14 protein-coding genes and 2 pseudogenes are annotated in these 17061 nt (G+C 63.8%); 5 read left to right on the top strand and 11 right to left on the bottom strand.

Annotated features, from left to right (window positions below):
- Window positions 1-33 precede the first annotated feature (33 nt).
- Both malQ and E4Q23_RS11290 read right to left on the bottom strand, forming a co-directional pair.
- A complete protein-coding gene (malQ, locus tag E4Q23_RS11295; RefSeq protein ID WP_169066724.1) occupies window positions 34-1620 on the bottom strand; it encodes a 4-alpha-glucanotransferase in 1587 nt (528 codons plus the stop codon).
- Between the two features lie 179 nt (window positions 1621-1799).
- Complete coding sequence (locus E4Q23_RS11290; RefSeq protein ID WP_169066723.1) at window positions 1800-2369, bottom strand: YSC84-related protein; 570 nt, start codon at window positions 2367-2369, stop codon at window positions 1800-1802.
- Between the two features lie 331 nt (window positions 2370-2700).
- Between E4Q23_RS11290 and E4Q23_RS11285 the strand changes: the two genes are divergently transcribed.
- On the top strand, window positions 2701-4113 hold the full coding sequence (locus tag E4Q23_RS11285; RefSeq protein WP_169066722.1) for a bifunctional enoyl-CoA hydratase/phosphate acetyltransferase: 1413 nt from the start codon (window positions 2701-2703) through the stop codon (window positions 4111-4113).
- A 1-nt stretch (window position 4114) separates the two neighbouring features.
- A complete protein-coding gene (locus E4Q23_RS11280) occupies window positions 4115-5299 on the top strand; it encodes an acetate/propionate family kinase (RefSeq protein ID WP_169066721.1) in 1185 nt (394 codons plus the stop codon).
- Window positions 5300-5418: 119 nt separating this feature from the next.
- Here E4Q23_RS11280 and E4Q23_RS11275 read toward each other — a convergent pair whose 3' ends face one another.
- The 4 genes from E4Q23_RS11275 to E4Q23_RS11260 form a co-directional block, all read right to left on the bottom strand.
- Window positions 5419-5973: a GNAT family N-acetyltransferase gene (locus E4Q23_RS11275; protein ID WP_169066720.1), complete on the bottom strand. Its 555-nt coding sequence runs from the start codon at window positions 5971-5973 to the stop codon at window positions 5419-5421.
- 49 nt (window positions 5974-6022) lie between these two features.
- Window positions 6023-6622, bottom strand: a complete 600-nt coding sequence (locus tag E4Q23_RS11270; RefSeq protein ID WP_169066719.1) for a hypothetical protein — start codon at window positions 6620-6622, stop codon at window positions 6023-6025.
- Window positions 6623-6835: 213 nt separating this feature from the next.
- Window positions 6836-8083 (bottom strand): cation:proton antiporter, encoded by a 1248-nt coding sequence (locus E4Q23_RS11265; RefSeq protein ID WP_169066718.1) that lies wholly within the window; start codon window positions 8081-8083, stop codon window positions 6836-6838.
- Window positions 8084-8288: 205 nt separating this feature from the next.
- The gene (locus tag E4Q23_RS11260; protein ID WP_169066717.1) at window positions 8289-9044 is read right to left on the bottom strand and encodes a SapC family protein; all 756 of its coding nucleotides are present in this window, start codon (window positions 9042-9044) and stop codon (window positions 8289-8291) included.
- A 620-nt stretch (window positions 9045-9664) separates the two neighbouring features.
- Here E4Q23_RS11260 and E4Q23_RS11255 point away from each other — a divergent pair.
- Window positions 9665-10135, top strand: a complete 471-nt coding sequence (locus E4Q23_RS11255; RefSeq protein ID WP_169066716.1) for a YbaK/EbsC family protein — start codon at window positions 9665-9667, stop codon at window positions 10133-10135.
- 174 nt (window positions 10136-10309) lie between these two features.
- On the opposite strand, the pseudogene E4Q23_RS11250 reads toward E4Q23_RS11255, so the two are convergent.
- Window positions 10310-10903 (bottom strand): annotated as a pseudogene (locus E4Q23_RS11250) (NUDIX domain-containing protein); the annotation flags it as partial.
- A 150-nt stretch (window positions 10904-11053) separates the two neighbouring features.
- Here E4Q23_RS11250 and ybaK point away from each other — a divergent pair.
- Entirely contained in the window at window positions 11054-11536 is a 483-nt protein-coding gene (gene ybaK, locus E4Q23_RS11245) for a Cys-tRNA(Pro) deacylase (protein ID WP_169066741.1), read from the top strand.
- 198 nt (window positions 11537-11734) lie between these two features.
- Here ybaK and E4Q23_RS24840 read toward each other — a convergent pair.
- From E4Q23_RS24840 to E4Q23_RS11230, 3 genes and pseudogenes are all read right to left on the bottom strand, one after another.
- A pseudogene (locus E4Q23_RS24840) lies at window positions 11735-12235 on the bottom strand (DNA-3-methyladenine glycosylase family protein); the annotation flags it as partial.
- A 299-nt stretch (window positions 12236-12534) separates the two neighbouring features.
- On the bottom strand, window positions 12535-13203 hold the full coding sequence (gene alkB / locus E4Q23_RS11235) for a DNA oxidative demethylase AlkB (RefSeq protein ID WP_169066715.1): 669 nt from the start codon (window positions 13201-13203) through the stop codon (window positions 12535-12537).
- 143 nt (window positions 13204-13346) lie between these two features.
- Window positions 13347-13931 carry a YcbK family protein gene (locus tag E4Q23_RS11230; RefSeq protein WP_169066714.1) on the bottom strand — a complete coding sequence of 195 codons (585 nt, stop codon included), beginning with the start codon at window positions 13929-13931 and terminating at the stop codon, window positions 13347-13349.
- Window positions 13932-14323: 392 nt separating this feature from the next.
- Between E4Q23_RS11230 and E4Q23_RS11225 the strand changes: the two genes are divergently transcribed.
- Window positions 14324-16138, top strand: a complete 1815-nt coding sequence (locus E4Q23_RS11225; RefSeq protein ID WP_169066713.1) for a L,D-transpeptidase family protein — start codon at window positions 14324-14326, stop codon at window positions 16136-16138.
- Between the two features lie 21 nt (window positions 16139-16159).
- Here E4Q23_RS11225 and E4Q23_RS23830 read toward each other — a convergent pair whose 3' ends face one another.
- Complete coding sequence (locus tag E4Q23_RS23830; RefSeq protein WP_248595389.1) at window positions 16160-16912, bottom strand: hypothetical protein; 753 nt, start codon at window positions 16910-16912, stop codon at window positions 16160-16162.
- Window positions 16913-17061 lie beyond the last annotated feature (149 nt).

The raw sequence follows: 17061 nt of genomic DNA, 5'->3' as shown, positions 1-17061 counted from the left end.
GACGAGCTTGAGGCGACGGCCTGCAGGTGATGATCAGCTTGCGTCGGCTTCATCGGGGCGCTGGCTCGCGTAGTCGCGGCCGTAGAGGCAGGTCAGATCGAACAGGCGTTCGGAGTGCCAGGCTGCGACCTGATCCCAGCGGTAACGCCATTCCCACGATCCCCCGCCGACACCCGGCTGGTTCATGCGGTGCGTGCTATCGAGGGCCAGTGCATCCTGCATCGGTATGACGCAATAGCGGGCCACCGAGGAAAACGCGAGACGGATCAGATACCAGCACAGTTCTTCGCTGTTCTCGCTGCCGACGCCCAGGTAGGTGTGCACGCGGTCCTTTTCGCTCTGTTCGAGCGATTCCCACCAGCCGCAGGTGGTGTCGTTGTCGTGCGTGCCGGTGTAGACGACGGTATTGGCATCGTAGTTGTGCGGCAGATAGGGGTTTCTGGCGTCGTCGCCGAAGGCGAAGTGCAGGATGCGCATGCCCGGCAGCCCGACATCCTCGCGCAGCTTCTTGACCGGCGGGGTGATGATGCCGAGGTCTTCGGCGATGATCTTGAGCTGGCCATGTTCGTCGGCCAGCTCGCGACGCATGGCGGCGAACACGGCGGCGCCCGGCCCCGGTTGCCAGAGGCCGTCGATGGCCGTTTCGGCCGCGGCCGGAATTTCCCAGTACGACTCGAAGCCGCGGAAATGATCAATGCGCACGATGTCGCAGAGGGTCATCATTTGCCGCATGCGATCTACCCACCAGAGATAGTGCTCGGCGGCGTGTGCCGACCACAGGTAGAGCGGGTTTCCCCAGCGCTGTCCGGTCTCGCTGAAGTAGTCCGGCGGGACTCCGGCGACGACGCGCGGACGACCGCTCTTGTCGAGGTCGAAAAGCCCCGGGTTTGCCCACACATCGGCGCTATGCTCGGCGACAAAGATCGGCAGGTCGCCGACGATCTCGACGCGATGGGCGTTGGCGTAGGTTTTGAGCTTGGCCCACTGTGTGTAGAAGCACCACTGCGAGAACTTCCAGAAGTTCATTTCGTCGGCGTGTGCGCGTTCCGCCGCGCGCAGCGCCTCCGGCTGGCGGTGCGCAAGCTCGGCCGGCCACTGCTGCCAGATCGTTCCGTTGTCACCGCCATGGGCGATATCCAGCGCCATGAACAACGCGTAATCGTCGAGCCAGGCGCGGGAATCGGCGCAGAAGGCAGCGAATGCCGCCTGTTCCGGGGTCTTCCCGCAGGCGAAGAAGCGCGCGGCGGCGCGCCGCAACTGGTCCATCCTGAAAGGTCGCACGGCTGCATAGTCGATACGCTGTTCGGGGAAAGCCGGAGCTTCGGCGAGATCGGCGGGGGTCAGCCAGCCGGCGTCCTGCAGTTGCACCAGGTCGATCAGCAACTCGTTGCCGGCGAAAGCGGAGGGACTGGAGTAGGGCGAGTTACCGGGTCCAAGGCCGGTCAGCGGCAGGAGTTGCCACAGCGATTGGCCGCCGGCAACCAGCCAGTCGACGAAGTGGAAAGCGGCAGTGCCGAGGTCGCCCGAGCCATGCGGTCCGGGCAAGGAGGTCGGGTGCAGAAGAATGCCGCTTTGGCGGGGAGCTGAGTTCATCCGGATCTCTTTTTTGATTAAAGCCATCGCCCGCTGGCGAGCGGTGGAGCACGTAGTTTGTCAATGGCTGTCTGGGAGTGTGGTTAACAGCGTGGCTGGCAGCGTTACGGGAAGTAATAGTGGCTGGTGTACCGCGAAGCCGTATCCTGGGCCATGCCAGTCGGCTGGAGCGCTGCGCTGGCGCGGGCCGACTTGCGCGCCGACAATCAGTTCTTGAGTCGGGTGATCTTGTTGCCCTGCAGGCCAACACCGGCCATCAGACCTGTTTGCCCGAAGACAAAGGCGTAGATGTCGTCCTGCACGGTCGTCGAGGTCATCGATTTGCCCATTCCCTCATCCACCACGACAATCGATGGGCCAACGCCGACTTCGAATCCTTCGGCCTGATTCAAGGTCTGGAGCGCTTGTTCTTTCATGAAAAACATCGCATAACCGTATTGTTGAGCGCCGGCCTGAAGTCCGTACGAAGCACCCGAGGTGTTGTAGTAGCCGCTTGCTTTGCCGGCCTTGAAGAGGACGCCGTCTCCGTATTGCGCACCGACGACGAGACCGGCCTTGATGATCGTCGGAAAAACGAGGATGGCGACAGCGTCCCTGGACAAAACTTTCGCCGCAGGGATTTTGTCGATCAATTTCTGATAGGCGCTGCGTGCGTCTCTTTCGAGCGCCGCGCGGTCTGCGGCGATGGCCGCAGCAGGGGCCAGCAGAGCGCTCAAGGTGGCCATCAGCAGCCACCGGGACAATTGAGAAACCTGCGAAAAAGATGTCTGGTTCATGTCACCACTCCCTGAAAAGCGTAGTTGAGAAGAGCCCGCCTGCCTGGCTTGCCCAGGCATCATCATAAGCCAAAGTCGGTCTCGCCGCCCGCTTCGGCAAGTGGTTTTCATCCCCGTACCCTGTTCCGACCGGATGGCAGCGGGCCGTGCTGAGCGCGGTTCATGCCGCGACGGGTCGTGCCTTCGCCGTTTTCGCGCGATACGCTAGAATGGACGTTCCGGGCCGCCATCCAGCCATCAGGCACTGGCGGGAGTTGTCAGCGCAAGAGCGGGACGAGCAGAGGCGCCTTGCCGGCGAGACAATAAAATCCTTATCCACGACGAGTACATGATGACCAAAGATACCCTTGAGAACCGTTGTTTCGACGAGATCAACATTGGCGATACGGCGAGCATCAAGCGCACGCTGACGGTGCGGGATGTGCAGCTTTTCGCGACCGTTTCAGGTGACGTTAATCCTACCCATCTCGACCTCGAGCTGGTCAAGCAACTCGGCGCCAAGGAGTTGAGCGCGCACAGCATGTGGCTGGGCGCCCAGATCTCCGGATTGCTCGGCAACGAGCTGCCCGGGCCGGGCACCGTGTACGCCGGTCAGGATCTCGAGTTCCACGCACCGCTGGGCATTGGCGAGGAGATCACGATCAGCATCGCGGCACGAGAAAAATTTGCCGAGACGCGCAAAGTGACTTTCGACTGCCTTGGCGTCAACGCCCGCGGCGAGACGATCATGAGCGGTATTGCCCGGGTCATTGCGCCGCATACCCGGATCATCATGGACCGTCCGGACGCTGCCAAGGTCTCGATTCAGAGCCACGACCGCTTTGACAGCTTTGTCCAACGCTGCGGGAAACTGCCGCCGGTGGCGGTGGCGGTGGTGCATCCCTGCGATGAATCCTCGCTCGGCGCTGCTCTCGAGGCCGCCCGCGAAAACCTCATCGAACCGATCCTGGTTGGTCCGCTGGACAGGCTGCGCGCGGTGGCCGAGGAGTTCGGCTTCGACCTTGGCGGGGTACGCGTCGAAGACGTGCCGCATAGCCACGCCGCCGCCTTTCGCGCCGTCGAGCTGGTGCGCCTCGGAGAAGCCGCGGCGCTGATGAAAGGAAGCTTGCACACCGACGAACTGATGGCCGAGGTGGTCAATCGGCAAACCGGTTTGCGCACCGAGCGGCGCATCACGCATGCTTTCCTGATGGATGTGCCGACTTACCACAAGCCCTTGATCGTGACCGATGCGGCAATCAACATCGCGCCGGATCTCGACTGCAAACGCGACATCTGCCAGAACGCCATCGACCTGGCGCATGTGCTGGGTATCGTGCAGCCGAAGGTGGCGATCATTTGCGCCGTCGAAGGCATCAACTCGCGGATGGTGTGCACGACGGATGCCGCTTCGCTGTGCAAGATGGCCGACCGTGGTCAGATCACGGGTGCCATTCTCGACGGCCCGCTGGCCCTTGACAACGCGATCAGCAAGGAAGCCGCGCGGATCAAGAAGATCGATTCGGTCGTCGCCGGCGATCCCGACATTCTTGTCGTTCCCGACCTCGCCGCCGGCAACATTCTCGCCAAGCAGCTGACTTTCATGAGCAATGCCGATGGTGCGGGCATCGTGCTCGGCGCGCGCGTGCCGATCATCCTCACCAGCCGTGCCGATAACCGGCGTGCCAAGCTCGCCTCGTGCGCCGTTGCCTGCCTGATGGCCAGTGCCGTGCTGGCGCAGGACGCAAGCAAAGTGGGAGGCTGAAATGGGAAACGGAATTCTGGTCCTCAACGCCGGTTCCTCGAGCCTGAAATTCTCGATCTTTAACGTCGGCGCTGCGAGTCTTCTCAGTGCCATGGCCGTCGGCCAGATCGAAGGGCTGGGCACGGCACCGCGACTCAAAGCCAAGGGTGCCGACGGCAGTGTCATTGCCGATGAGCAGTGGACGACGAGCGAAGTCGCCAACCACGGACAGGCTTTACAGGCGATCGCCACCCTGCTGCGCGCGCGCTTTTCAGGCCAGGAGCTGGTCGGCGTCGGTCACCGCGTCGTGCATGGCGGGCCGGATTACTCGGCGCCGCTACTGCTCACGCCGCAGGCCATGGAGATGCTCGCTACCTTCGTGCCGCTGGCACCGTTGCACCAGCCGCACAATCTTGCGGCCATCCGGGCGGTGGCAGAGGCCAGGCCCGAATTGCCGCAAGTCGCCTGCTTCGATACCGCTTTCCACCGCACGCAGGAGACGGTCGCACAGCTCTATGGTCTGCCCTATGAGTATTACGAGCGCGGTATCCGGCGTTATGGCTTCCATGGCCTGTCCTATGAGTACATCGCGGCCACTCTGCCGGAGCTGGCGCCGGAAATCGCCAGCGGACGTGTGATCGTGGCACACCTCGGCAGCGGCGCCAGCATGTGCGCGATCGACAACGGTCGCAGCGTCGGCAGTTCGATGGGCTTCACCGCCCTCGACGGACTGCTGATGGGTACGCGACCGGGCAACCTGGACCCGGGCATCATCCTCTATCTGCTGCAGCAGGAAGGGATGAGCGCCAGAGACGTCGAGAGTATGCTCTACAAGCGCTCCGGCCTGCTCGGCCTGTCCGGCATCGGCAACGACATGCGCGTACTGCAGGAGAGTGACTCACCACGCGCGCGGCTGGCGATCGATCATTTCGTCTATCGCATCAGCCGCGAACTCGGCGGGCTGGCAGCGGTACTCGGCGGTATCGACGCTTTCGTATTCACCGCCGGCATCGGCGAAAACAGCGCCTATATCCGCCGCCTGGTCTGCGAAAAGGCGAAATGGCTGGGCATCGACCTCGACCCGGCAGCCAACGAGCAGGGCGGTCCGCGCATCAGCAGCGTCGACAGCAAGGTTTCCGCGTGGGTGGTGCCGACCAACGAGGAGCTGATGATCGCCCGCCACACCTGCCAAGTGCTCGGGCTGTAATCAGGGTTGCAAGATCGCGGCTAGCGACTCGACTGCCAGCAGCAAAGCGAGCCGCGCTGCCCGCTTCAGCCGCGTGGGCTTCCACAGGCGCGCGCTTCGCTCTAATTGCTGTACGCTTTTTACGCTTGGGCGAGGCGATCGACGGGCGCGTCGAGCCGTAGTCGGCAGATGACTACCGAGAAATCTTCGGGATCGGCGGAGGTCGTGAAGCCGAGGCGGTTGGCGAGCCGAAGCATCGCCGTGTTGGCGCGCAGCACGAAACCTTCCATTTCCACCAGTCCGCGCGCTTTCGCCGCAGCGATCAGCGCGCTCATCAGGGTGTGCCCAAGGCCGGTTCGAGCGTATGCGGCGGTGACGGTGACCGCGAATTCGCAGTTCGCGGGATCCTGGCCAATCATCAGGGAGCTGCCGCCCACGACGTCGATCCCATCGTCAGCCGGGATGGTGGCGACGATGCCGGTGCAGCGCTCGGGAATGAATGCGAGCACCCTGCGCAAGCGCTTCACGTCGGGTTTGCTGACCAGGTGCATGAAGCGCATATAGCGGGTTTCCGGGTCCAGTCGCTCGAAGAATTGCAGGAGTTCACCCTCGTCCGAACAGTGCATCGCACGCAGGCGTACCGCACGTCCATCGCGCAGCACGACATCAGTATCATTGAACGAAGGGGAACTCACTTGCCGTCATCTCCGGGTACGCTGGACAGGAATCGACTTTGTCGCCGAGTCAGTTCAGGTCCGGATCGACGTAATAGGCTGCGGCACCCCAGTTGGCCTGCAGCGCGAAGCCCTTCTCGGTCAACTGGTAGACGTCGATGTAGGGATTGAAGGAGATGGTTCCTCCCGCCGAGCCGGCGCTCGCGGACGCGCCGACATCGCCGCCTGCCTTGCCGCCGATCTTGAACTGATCGAGTGCTGCCGCGGACTTGAAGACGAAGATTTGATACATGGTCTGGTAGCCCAGACCGGGACCGGTACCGGCGCGAATCGCCTGCATATAGGTTGGCTTGCCCGTCGCATTGTCGAAAATCACGCCCGGGCCGCGTGAGCCGACGACGACGAGCGCGTTGACCACGGTGATGTCGAAGACGCCATAGCCGACGGCGCCCGTGACGACGGCACGAGCGTCGGGCTGCGTTGCGTAAAGCTTGTCGAGCGCGGTCTTCGCCATGGCCAGCGTCTCTTTGCGCTCCTGCTTGATTTGTGCGCTGTCGAGATTGCGTGACTCGGGCTGCGTCTCGACGCTCGAGCAAGCGGAAAGCACGCCAAGTGAAGCGACGAGAAAGAGTGCGGCGAGGTTCTGCTTGAGTCGGGCAGGTTTGTTCACGTGGGTTCCTTGCTAGGTGATTTGGGGGTCGCAGAAAACAGGGCGGCCAGAAGCGGAGGGTATTATAGCCGCTGGCCGCTGCTTGGGCGACGCCAGGAGGCTGCTCGCCGACCCGAATTCAATCCCGATCCTGGTCCCGATCCGGCTGCGAGCGCCAAATGCTGCGTCTGCCCGCCTGGCTTCGACGGATTGCTATTTCCTTATTTCGCTATTTCATTTCTCTACCGGCGTATTGATGGCTGCGTGTTCCGGGGCGTCCGCTGGCAGTGCGTTGCAACTGCGGGCGTAGCGCTCGATGCCCGGCTTGGCGCTCAAACCATGCGCGACAACGCTGAGCAGCACGGTAGCCATCACCGCCAGACGAATGGTGTTCTCGCCGGGCAGATTCGCCTGCTGTTCCAGATAAACCAGCCCGAGGACGATCGACGCCAGGCCGCGCGGGCCGAACCAGCCGAGGAAAAGCACCGTTGCGCGACTGAGTCCAATGCCGGCGACGGCCAGCGCGACAGGCAGCATGCGCACGACCGTCAGGCTGAGAACTGCGTAGAGGACGATGAGCGGAGTGAAATCCTGCCAGTCGAGCGCGAAGAGCAATCCGAACAGGAAGAAGACGAACCAATTGAACAGCTGCCCCCAGCCTTCGGTGAACTCGACACTGTGGCGCCCCACTTTCGGGAAGCCGACCTGTGCCGCCAGGCCGGCCACGAAGGCGGCGATGAACATGCTCGCCCCGGACTCCTCCGCGGCCAGTATGCACAGGAGCGGCATCGCCACGACGCCAAGCTGGCCAAGCTCGGGCGACATCCACTGCCGGCGCTGCGCCAGCCCCATCAGCAGACCCCCGCCGAGCCCGATCGCCAGTCCGAGCGCGGTTCCGTAGCCAATCTGTTCGAGGAGAAAATGCGCCAGGACGCTGCGTGCGCCGACGCCTTCCTCGATGGCGGCAGCAAGGGCAATGAACAGCATCAGGAAGGGAACCGCCAGTCCGTCGTTGAGCCCTGCCTCGACGTTGAGCGCCTGCCGTATGCGTGCCGGCACGCGCGGGCTGTTGACGATGATCTGTCCGAGGCCGGCGTCGGTGGGCGCAAGAATCGCGGCGAGAATGCCGGCCTCCCACCACGACAGTCCGGCGAAGCACACCATCGCCGCCGCCGCCCCGAGCAGTATGGTGAGCAGCATGCCGACGCTGAGCAAACGCACCGGCAACCTGTGATTGTCCTGCAAGGCGCGGCGGCTGATGTGCGAGGCGTCGGTGAACAAGGTCATCACCAGGCCAACTTCGGCGATCAGCAGCAGCGCCTTGCGGTCGAGGAACAGTTCCCTGGACGCTGCCGGGAAGAGCAACATCAGCACACCGGCCGCGGTGAACAGGAGGGGAGCGGTAAGCGGCGTGCTTTCCAGCCGGCGCGACACCAGGCTGTAGCCGAAGACCAGGACAATGAATGCGGCAGTGATCAACATGCGGGCTTGTTCCCAAGGCAAAGAACGATTAACCGAAGGCCGCCGTTCAGGAGGCGAAGTGAGGCGAGCGGCAGCCGGGCATCCCGCTTGCCGACATCATTCTCCCGCAGCCACCGTCATTACCGTCATTGCGAGGAGGCGCGGGAATTTGGAATGGGCAACGTGCTAACGGGGCAATATGGAAGGTCGAATGGGAAGGGCGGAATCAGGCGCCATCGGTCGCTGGCTGCTCGTCGGCGAGGGTCCCGACCAGGCGGTCCTTGACGGTGTTGAAGTTGCGCAGGGACGCCAGATGCAGGTACAGCAACTCGAGCTCGTCGCTCTTCACGAGCTGCTGCAGGGTCTCGCCGGAAAGTGCGCGCAGTTTGTCGCGGCCGACGACCATGAAACCGCCGAGGCTCAGTTTCTCTCCCTTCGGCGTGCTGACGGTCGCCTGCATCGGTTCGAGCAGCCCGAGATCCTTGAGGCGGCGACCGAAAACCCGGGTGCGTTCGAATTGCGCCTGATAATCCTTGAGAAATTCGAGCACCTTGTCGACGTAGGGCGTCGGCTTGCCGTCGTCGCCGAAGAGGGCGTTGCCGCGGCCTTCGCGGTTCACGCCGGGGTGCGACTCGTCGATGCACAGGGTGAGCGATTTGCCGTCGGCCGTGGATGCAAAAACGAAGGGATAGCGGCGGATAAAGGCCGGAATGTAGTCGGCCGTCCAGTGCCCGTCCGGCGCCAGGTAGAGGTTTTGTTCGTTGCGTATGCCGAGTATCACCACCGGCATGAGTTCCTCGCCGTCGGCGGCAAAGACGACAGCGTACTCGGCCGTGGCTCGCGGAAACTCGACTGCCGTCAGCGGCACGGCATTGATAGCCGCGCTGAAGGCATAGCTGTCGCTCCCTTCCAGGGACACGCCGGCATGACGCGTCGCGGAAACCGGCACTGCCGTTTCATAGATCAATAACTGTTTGGCCACGAATATTTACTCCTGTTGTTAATAGGCGGCGTGCGCGGCACGCCATTACGGTTCATTGCTGTGATTTCTGCCGCTTGCCGCTCGTCCCTCGCCGATCCCGGCGCCGGGAGCCCGAAGCCGGGACAAAAAAACGTGGGACAAAACTCCCGTTGCCATCCTCGCTCCACCAGCGCTGGCAGGCGGAGCACGTATCGAGAGGCTCAGGCCCGATTCAGCACCTCGATTGTCGGCGATAGCGGCAGCGAGATTTCCACGTGCCCCCGTAGTGAAGCGTTGGGCTGGCGTTGTCCGTCATTCTTGCCGAGATGATCAACAAAGTCACGCCGCCAGTTGGAAGATCTCGCCGGTGTCGCAGTGCGCGGCTCCTCAGCAGCGAAATATCGGCGCTGTCAAGGCAATCTTGCGGATGGAAGAAGGTGACAAGGTGTTTTCGCATCGGGGTGAGGGCGGCGCCAAGCACTGAAATCGTTGCCAAGGGTCATCACCGTCGAGATTTGCATCTGAAGCATCGCATGCGTGCCTTCCAGGGCGGACAAGGCGAGGGCTTGCCGGGCGGAGCTTGGGCCGCTAATATCCGGCGCGCGCCCATCTGGCTTGGCGCGTGCTTTACGAGACCCGCAATGAGCTTGCAATCCGTACGTGATTTCTTTTCTGCCCGCGATCTGGATCTGCCGATCATCGAATTGGCAGTCAGCACCGCCACGGTTGCCTTGGCTGCCGAAGCGCACGGCGTCGAGCCTGGTCGCATCGCCAAGACGCTCGCTTTTCGCCTGGCGGATGGCCGGGTCATCATTCTCGTGGCACGCGGTGATGCCCGTATTGATAACCGCAAGTTCAGGGCGGCCTTCGGGAAAGGCAAAATGTCGCCGCCGGATGAGGTTGTCGAGCTGACCGGGCACCCGGTGGGCGGCGTCTGTCCCTTCGCTCTGGCGCAGCCACTAGCGATCTATCTGGATCGATCGCTGCAGGACTTCGACGAGGTCTTGCCCGCTGCCGGTGCGCTCCACACGGCCATCCGGATCAGTCCCGCACAGTTGGCGGCGGTGACCAAGGGCGAGTGGGTCGATGTCTGCCGGCTGGCCACTCCCTGATCTGTCTCCCCTGCCAGCCATGCCGTGCAGCAAAGTCTTCGCGGGCAAACGACCCGGACGGCCACCTGTAATGTAATCGCAAGCGTGTAATCGCAAGCCTCGGTTCTGCCAGTGACCTGCTCCCCTCAACCCTCGTGGGGGAGGGCCTAGCCATCAACGCCACCGCGCGCACGGTCAAGCTCCCCTCCCCCCTCGCGGGGGAGGGGCTGCGGGAGAGGGGGGGATCCGCTGCTCGTTACCAAGCCAGGCGAGCGCCAAGCCAGCCCACAGGGACAAGGGCTGCGTTGCCATCGCCGCCAGTGCTTCGCTGCGAGCCAGCACGAGCGGACGGGTATCCTCAGCTTCGTGCGCCAGGCCATGGCATCCGGCAACGTTGCCAGCATCCACCGCCGCGCAATAGAGATGCACGTGTTCGCTGGACAGGTGTGGCGCCGTGAGATAGATGCCGATGGGCACGATGACGGTCGGCGTCAGCCCTGATTCCTCCGTGATTTCGCGCCGGATTGTGTCGAGGGGCGTCTGCCCGGCCTCGATGCGGCCGGCGACAATGTCGATCAGCCACGGGTTTTCTCCCGCCAGGTGCGCGCCCGCACGATACTGTTCCACGAGCACGACCTTGTCGGTGCTGGCGTCGTAGAGGAGGGCAGCAGCGACGTCACTTCGATGCAGGACTTCCCGCAGTAACGGGCCGCTGCTGCCACCGTCAAAGAGATCGTGCTCGACGGTGAGGCGACGAAGTTCAAAAAAACCCCGGTAGGCGGCGTCGATGTGCAGGATGCTTGCTTTCATTGGTTTGCTTGGCTTGGCTTTGCATTGGGCCATTGTGGATGAACTCGGCGAGTAAGACCACTGCGGCAGCGAGCGCTCCAGGCGACGGTGGTCTGGTGCGCTGCGATGCTCTCGGCTTAGAATTCGGCCATGTCGCAGGAAAAACTCCCGGTTACGCAGGCCATGCGCGTCTTGCGCGCGGCGCGTGTCGCTTTCACTGATCACCCTTACGCCTACGAAGAGCAGGGCGGCACGGCCGTCAGCTGCCGCGAGTTGGGCATCGCTGAGCATGCGGTGATCAAGACGCTGGTCATGGAAGACGACGGGAAGCGGCCGCTGATCGTGCTCATGCACGGCGATCGTGAGGTGTCGACCCGGCAGCTTGCGCGTCATATCGGCGTCAAGACGATTTCGCCGTGCAGTCCGGCGGTGGCCAATCGACACTCCGGTTACCTGCTTGGCGGCACCAGCCCTTTTGGTACGCGCAAGGCGATGCCGGTGTATGTCGAGCGCAGCATTCTCGAACTCGACAAGATCTACATCAACGGCGGCCGCCGCGGTTATCTGGTGGGTATCGCGCCACGGGTACTGGTCGAGGTGCTCAAGCCGGAATTGGTTGCGGTGGCTGTTTGAGGCGCGACGGGGCGAGTGCTTGGCTTGTGCTGGTGACCATTTGCCTCTCTCCCACGAGGGGCTAGGTGCGCGTGGGCATGGCCCAGAGGTGGGCGGCGACCAGGCTCGCCAGGGTGTGAACGGTGCCAGCCAGTCGCGCGCTTGCGCTTCGCTGATTTTCTCCGGGGATGCGAGCAGCGCTTGCAGTTTGCGGCGCACGGCGACGTCGCCATGCAGCGATCCGTCCAGGTTGCCGAATCCGCGCAGCAGGGCGTAGTTGACGGTCCACGGGCCGATCCCGGGCACGCCGAGAAGCTGCTCGCGGATCTCGTCGATTGGCAGCGTCATCAGCCATGCGGCCAGCGGCAGCTTGCCGCTGAGCACCCCTTGCGCAAGGGAGCGCAGGCTACGCGTCTTGCTCATTGAGAAACCGGCCCGCCGCAAGTCATCCTCGCTCAGTGCAGCGATCTGCCTGGCCTCCGGATAGCAAAACAGACCGCTCGAATGCCGCCGGCCGGTCGCGACAATCAGTTTCCGCCGCACCGAGACGGCGGCCCTGACGCTGATTTGCTGGCCGGTAATCGCCCAGGTCAAGGCTTCGAAGGGCGTGGCCGTGAGTGGTACGCGCAAACCGGGATGGCCGGCAATCAGCGGGCCGAGCTGTGGATGCTGGTGATAATGGCTGGCGAACTGCTCGATGTCCTGCGTCAGGCCGAGCATGCGGCGCAGCATGGCCTGGAAGGCGGCTTCGCTGCGCGTGGCCGCGTTGCCGGCGATGCTGCTGATGCCATCGCTGTCGTCGCTGTCGTCGCTGTCGTCGATGTCGAGTTTGGCGGTGGCCATGTCTGCCGCGAAATGAATGCTGAGACAGGCCGGCGCTGCCGCCCAGAACAGGCCCTTTTGCAGGGAGCTGGCGGTGACGCGTTCGGCAATTTCCTGCGCATCACGGCGGTGGAAAGCCAGAATGTCGCCGGCTCGAAAGGATGCGGGCAGGGGTATTGAGCAGCTGAAGCGGGTGCTCATTGGCGGCCCGGCGGGCCCGCTTTGCGAAAAGTGAGGTTGATGCGGCAATTCCCGGTTTCCGGGAAGAGCCCCTGCTTGAGTGTTTGTACGCCGTGGTAACGCCGGCGGGCAGGGCCGCCCCAGACGACGACATCGCCGTGCGCCAGCAGGAGCCGCGTCGTCGGCTCCTTGCGCTGCAGTCCGCCGAAGAGAAAAACAGCCGGCAAGCCGAGCGACACCGAGACAATCGGCGCGCCGAGATCGGGCTCGTCCTTGTCCTGGTGAAGCGAGAGCTTGCTGCCCGGTTCATAGCGGTTGATCAGGCAGGCATCCGGCGTGAAGCCAGGAAAACCGGCTGCGGCGGCTGCCTTCTGGGCAAGCTCGCAGAAAACGGCGGGCATCGCCGGCCACTGCCGCCCGCTGTCCGGATCGAGCGGCGAATAGCGGTAGCCCTGGCGGCCACTGATCCAGCCGAGCGCACCGCAGTTGCTCATGGCCACCGACATGCGCAAGGCGCCGGGCGTCTGCATGCGGCGGAAAGGTGCTGCCGCGGCGATCTCGTCCACCGCGGCGAGCAAGGCCGGCGCTTGGGCGTGCGCGCAGCCATGCAGCAACATGGCGCCATCGGCGAGGATTTCGCGGCGCTGATCTTCGCTGTCAAGGCGGGAAAACAGGTCGTCGATCATTTTCTGCACTTTCGAGCGGCGGTCGTGGAGGTCGTGGCGGAGGTCGGGCCTTGCCGACGCGGGCTCGGCGCTGCTGCCTGCCAGCGGCTATCCTTGTCCTGCACGGCGGTGCTGGCGATGGCCAGGCAATGGCTGGCTGCCGCTCAGCTCCGCGCCGCGCCCCAGGTACGAAAGTCGCCGGTGTCGACGTGCAGGAAGTCGGCTCTGGGGTAATAGCCGACGCCGCCAATTCCCAGGTCCACTGCCGCCTGGCTCAGGCGCGCAGTATCGAAACCGACCAGGCGCACATCGATGGCACGTCCGTCCATGTGCAGGCTATTCTTGGCGACGCCGCGCCTGTGGCTACGCAGCGATGCGTTAGTGAGCGGTGAGCGGTAGCCTGAAATGATTTCGAAGGTTTCGCCGCCGCAACGTGCGCGCAGTGCATGCAGAATATCGAACAACTGCGGATCCATGTGGATCATCTCGCCGGAGCGGTGGTCGCGCAGCAGCCAGTTCATGCGCTGAATGGCGGGGGCGATGTAGCCGCGGTTGTCGCGAAAAACGACGTCGAGCAATTCGTCGGTGTGCGTGTGGCGAAACTTCAGTTGGTATTTGGCGGTGCCGGCGCTGGCTGAGCGGAAGGGCAAGGCCAGCGGGAGAGCGGCTAATCCCTTCAGAAGTAAACGACGATGTGGTACGGTCTTGCGGTGCGCAGTGCCATGCGATGGCTTGGAGTGATCGGGCATAGGTCAGATTTATCCGGAAAACGCGTGAAGCGGCCATTTTACCCGATCTTGCGCCGATGTTGACCGTATCGCGCACGCTGGCTTGTATTTAGTCGAGTGCTTTGAAGAGGTGCTTTGAAGAACTTCTTCGCTTCTGGCCTCTCCAAGCCACGTCTCGGGTGCGCGCTGGCAGGCGCTGTTCGCTGGCTCCTTGGCTCCTTGGCGGCTTGGCGCTGGGCCGGGCGCTGAGAAATTCAGGCGGCAGCAAGCGGTCGCTGCATATGTGTAGTAAATTTCGTGCTCTTTGGCGCTCGCGGCATTGTTGCAATGAATCGTGGGCGCGATCAGCAATTGCTCGCCGAGCGACGGTACGATACTTGGATAGGTCTTTCCACTCTCAGGGATTGCAAGAAATGCGCTTCTGGAACAATGACTTGTTGGGCGGTGCCGGGGTGGTTCGAAGGGCGGCCACAGCGTCGCTTGGGCGGCTCGCTGTGGCGATGCTGTTGACCGGGCTTGCTGGGCCGGCGTTGGCGCAGGCGGTCGCAGGGCCAGGCGCCTTCGCCAGCAGGCCGGCGCCGCTTTCTTCGCCGCAAGCGCCGGCTACGACAGTGGCGCAGCGCCTCGAGGAGGTCCTGAACGAGCCAGCCAGTGTTGTGTCGTTGGGCGGATCGAGCGAGGAGGCCGCCGCCATCCGGCTCTTCTATTACGGACGGGGCTATCGACCGGCGTGGACCGACAACGCGCGCCGGGGCGAACTGATCGCCGCGGTCGAGGCCAGCCGGGAGCACGGTCTGGCGCCAGAAGATTTTGACATTGTCGCACTGCGTCAGATGGCTGCCCGAAGCGACGACGATGCGCAGATGATCCTTCGCCGCGAGCTGCTGTTTACCGAGACCCTGGCGCGCCTTGTGCGGCAGCTGCGCTACGGCAAGGTCGATCCCTCGGCGCTGTATTCGACCTGGAATTTCTCCCCGCCGCCCGGTGTCCAGGAGCGCGCGCAAACGCTGGACGAGCTGCTCGACGCCGCCTCGCTGCAGACCGCATTGGCGGCACTGGCACCGCAGGACGCAGCTTATCGTGGTTTGCAGCAAGCCCTGTCACGGTTCACAGCCCTGGCCGCCAAGGGAGGCTGGCCCAGCGTCCCCGACGGTCCGACGCTGCGTCCCGGTGAGAGTGACGCGCGCGTACGGGCGCTACGCGCGCGCCTGCAGGCGGAGGGCTGGCTGGCCGAGGCTAAAGCGGATAAAGCGGATGCAGCGGGTGAACACCAGGGCCACAAGCTTGGCAAGGCCAGCGCGCGCGGCGATTCCTCGCGCTATGACAAGGCGCTTGCCGAGGCCGTGCAGCGCTTCCAGACGGCGCACGGCCTGCGCCCCGACGCGGCGGTGGGAAGCAACACTATCGCCGCGCTGAACGTCAGCGCGGCCGAACGCGTGGCGCAAATCCGCGTGAACCTGGAACGTGTGCGCTGGGTGGCGCGTGACATGACTGCGGATCGCCTGGTGGTCGATATCACCAGCTTCAATGCAGCTCTCCAGCTCGATGGGGCGCGGGTGTGGTCATCGAAAGTAATGGTTGGGCGTCCGGCCCGCGAAACGCCGGTGCTACTCGACCATGTCCAGCATCTGGTGCTCAATCCGAAATGGGTGGTGCCGCCGACCATTCTGCGCGAGGACGTGATCCCGGGCATGAACCGTAATGCGGCCTACCTGCAACAGCACAATTTGCGCATCGTTGACCGTAGCGGGCAGGCGGTGGCTCCGGAGCAGATCGACTGGAGCAGTGCCAAACGCGGAGGCTTCCCGTACCAAGTCGTGCAGGAATCCGGTTCCCGCGGAGCACTTGGTCGGGTCAAGTTCTCGCTGTCGAACGGCTACGCCATCTATCTGCACGACACGCCGTCGCGTGCGCTTTTCAGCAAGCCCGCGCGGGCCCTCAGTTCGGGTTGTGTGCGGCTCGAGAAACCGCGCGAGCTGGCGCTGCTGTTGCTCGACGATCCGGAGCGCTGGAACGAGGAAGCTCTGACCGCCGCGATCGCCAGCGCACGCACGCGAACGCTGCCGGTGGGCCGGCATGTACCGGTGATGCTTCTCTATCGCACAGCCGTCGCCGATGGCTCCGACGCCGCCGATCACCTGGGCGCGGTGTCCTTTCGCGTGGACATCTACAACCAGGATCCGCCGCTGTTGGCCATGCTCGATCGTCGTTCGCGGCCACGCCCCTGAGTGTCCGTTGTGCGTTCTGGCTTAGCCTGCGGAAGCGCTTTTCTCGCTCAGGAAAAGCCCCGCAAATGGTCGATTGAAACGCTTCTGGCAGCATAGGTCTGACCGACCTTCTGGATGTCGCCGATGTTTTTTACCGAGTCCATGACCTGCACTTTCCTGGCGTCGATGCCACGCAGGCCGAGCGCGTCGATGCCCGCCTGGCTGACGTCGGGGTCGTAGCGCAGGTAGGCGAACTGCTTGCCGGCGCTGGCATTGCTGCTTTCCCCCCGGGGCCATCACCATGTCGCCAAATTCACGGTCGATGGACGGGCCGAAGCGGCATTCGCCCAACGTCCGGCAGGCCATGTCCCAACCGGCCGAAGCGGCGTTCATCAGCGCACCGGGCAGGTTCCTGGCGTTGTCGAGCAGCCACAGATCGTCGGCCTTCAGATCGGGGCGGGCATTGGCCGCGCCGCCGGTTCCCACCGAGACGATCAGCAGCTTTTCGGTGCCGGTCTGCCAGGCGACCGGGTAAGGCGCGGCGGTGACCATCTGGAAAGCCAGGAAAGCCGGATTGTTGTAAGTGGTGACGCCGTCGCCGACGAAGACGAATTGATACTCCCTGTCCGTACCCGGCGCGAAGGTGACCACCTCGGGCGGGAAGAAAGTCGGCGCGGCGGTGCTTGCCCGGAGCAGTTGCCAGAGCGGCAGGCGCAGATTGCAGTCCTGGCGGTCGAACTGGTTGTACCTGGCGCGCGGGTTGTTGGGCCGGCCAGGGGGAATCGGTGGTCGCATTGCGCATCACCATCATCAGCATGCTGCGCAGATTGGCGTCGCCGAGGGTGGCGTTGGCTTCGCCGGGCACGGGGGGATGGGCGAGCGCCGCGTCAAGCTCGCTGCGCAGCTTCTGCGCCAGCGGCTCGTCGTTGTAGCTGTACTTCAGA

This window comes from Candidatus Accumulibacter phosphatis (assembly GCF_012939955.1).
In the GTDB taxonomy this organism is placed as follows: Bacteria; Pseudomonadota; Gammaproteobacteria; order Burkholderiales; family Rhodocyclaceae; genus Accumulibacter; species Accumulibacter delftensis.
Note: the sequence above shows the minus strand (reverse complement) of the source record. Positions and strands in the feature narration are given on the sequence as shown.

What these genes read in the sequence shown, in the direction of transcription:
- malQ (WP_169066724.1), bottom strand. Translation starts at nt 1,620, where the DNA reads ATGGCTTTAATCAAAAAAGAGATCCGGATGAACTCAGCTCCCCGCCAA.
- E4Q23_RS11290 (WP_169066723.1), bottom strand. Translation starts at nt 2,369, where the DNA reads ATGAACCAGACATCTTTTTCGCAGGTTTCTCAATTGTCCCGGTGGCTG.
- E4Q23_RS11285 (WP_169066722.1), top strand. Translation starts at nt 2,701, where the DNA reads ATGACCAAAGATACCCTTGAGAACCGTTGTTTCGACGAGATCAACATT.
- E4Q23_RS11280 (WP_169066721.1), top strand. Translation starts at nt 4,115, where the DNA reads ATGGGAAACGGAATTCTGGTCCTCAACGCCGGTTCCTCGAGCCTGAAA.
- E4Q23_RS11265 (WP_169066718.1), bottom strand. Translation starts at nt 8,083, where the DNA reads ATGTTGATCACTGCCGCATTCATTGTCCTGGTCTTCGGCTACAGCCTG.
- E4Q23_RS11255 (WP_169066716.1), top strand. Translation starts at nt 9,665, where the DNA reads ATGAGCTTGCAATCCGTACGTGATTTCTTTTCTGCCCGCGATCTGGAT.
- ybaK (WP_169066741.1), top strand. Translation starts at nt 11,054, where the DNA reads ATGTCGCAGGAAAAACTCCCGGTTACGCAGGCCATGCGCGTCTTGCGC.
- alkB (WP_169066715.1), bottom strand. Translation starts at nt 13,203, where the DNA reads ATGATCGACGACCTGTTTTCCCGCCTTGACAGCGAAGATCAGCGCCGC.
- E4Q23_RS11230 (WP_169066714.1), bottom strand. Translation starts at nt 13,931, where the DNA reads ATGCCCGATCACTCCAAGCCATCGCATGGCACTGCGCACCGCAAGACC.
- E4Q23_RS11225 (WP_169066713.1), top strand. Translation starts at nt 14,324, where the DNA reads ATGCGCTTCTGGAACAATGACTTGTTGGGCGGTGCCGGGGTGGTTCGA.
- E4Q23_RS23830 (WP_248595389.1), bottom strand. Translation starts at nt 16,912, where the DNA reads ATGCGACCACCGATTCCCCCTGGCCGGCCCAACAACCCGCGCGCCAGG.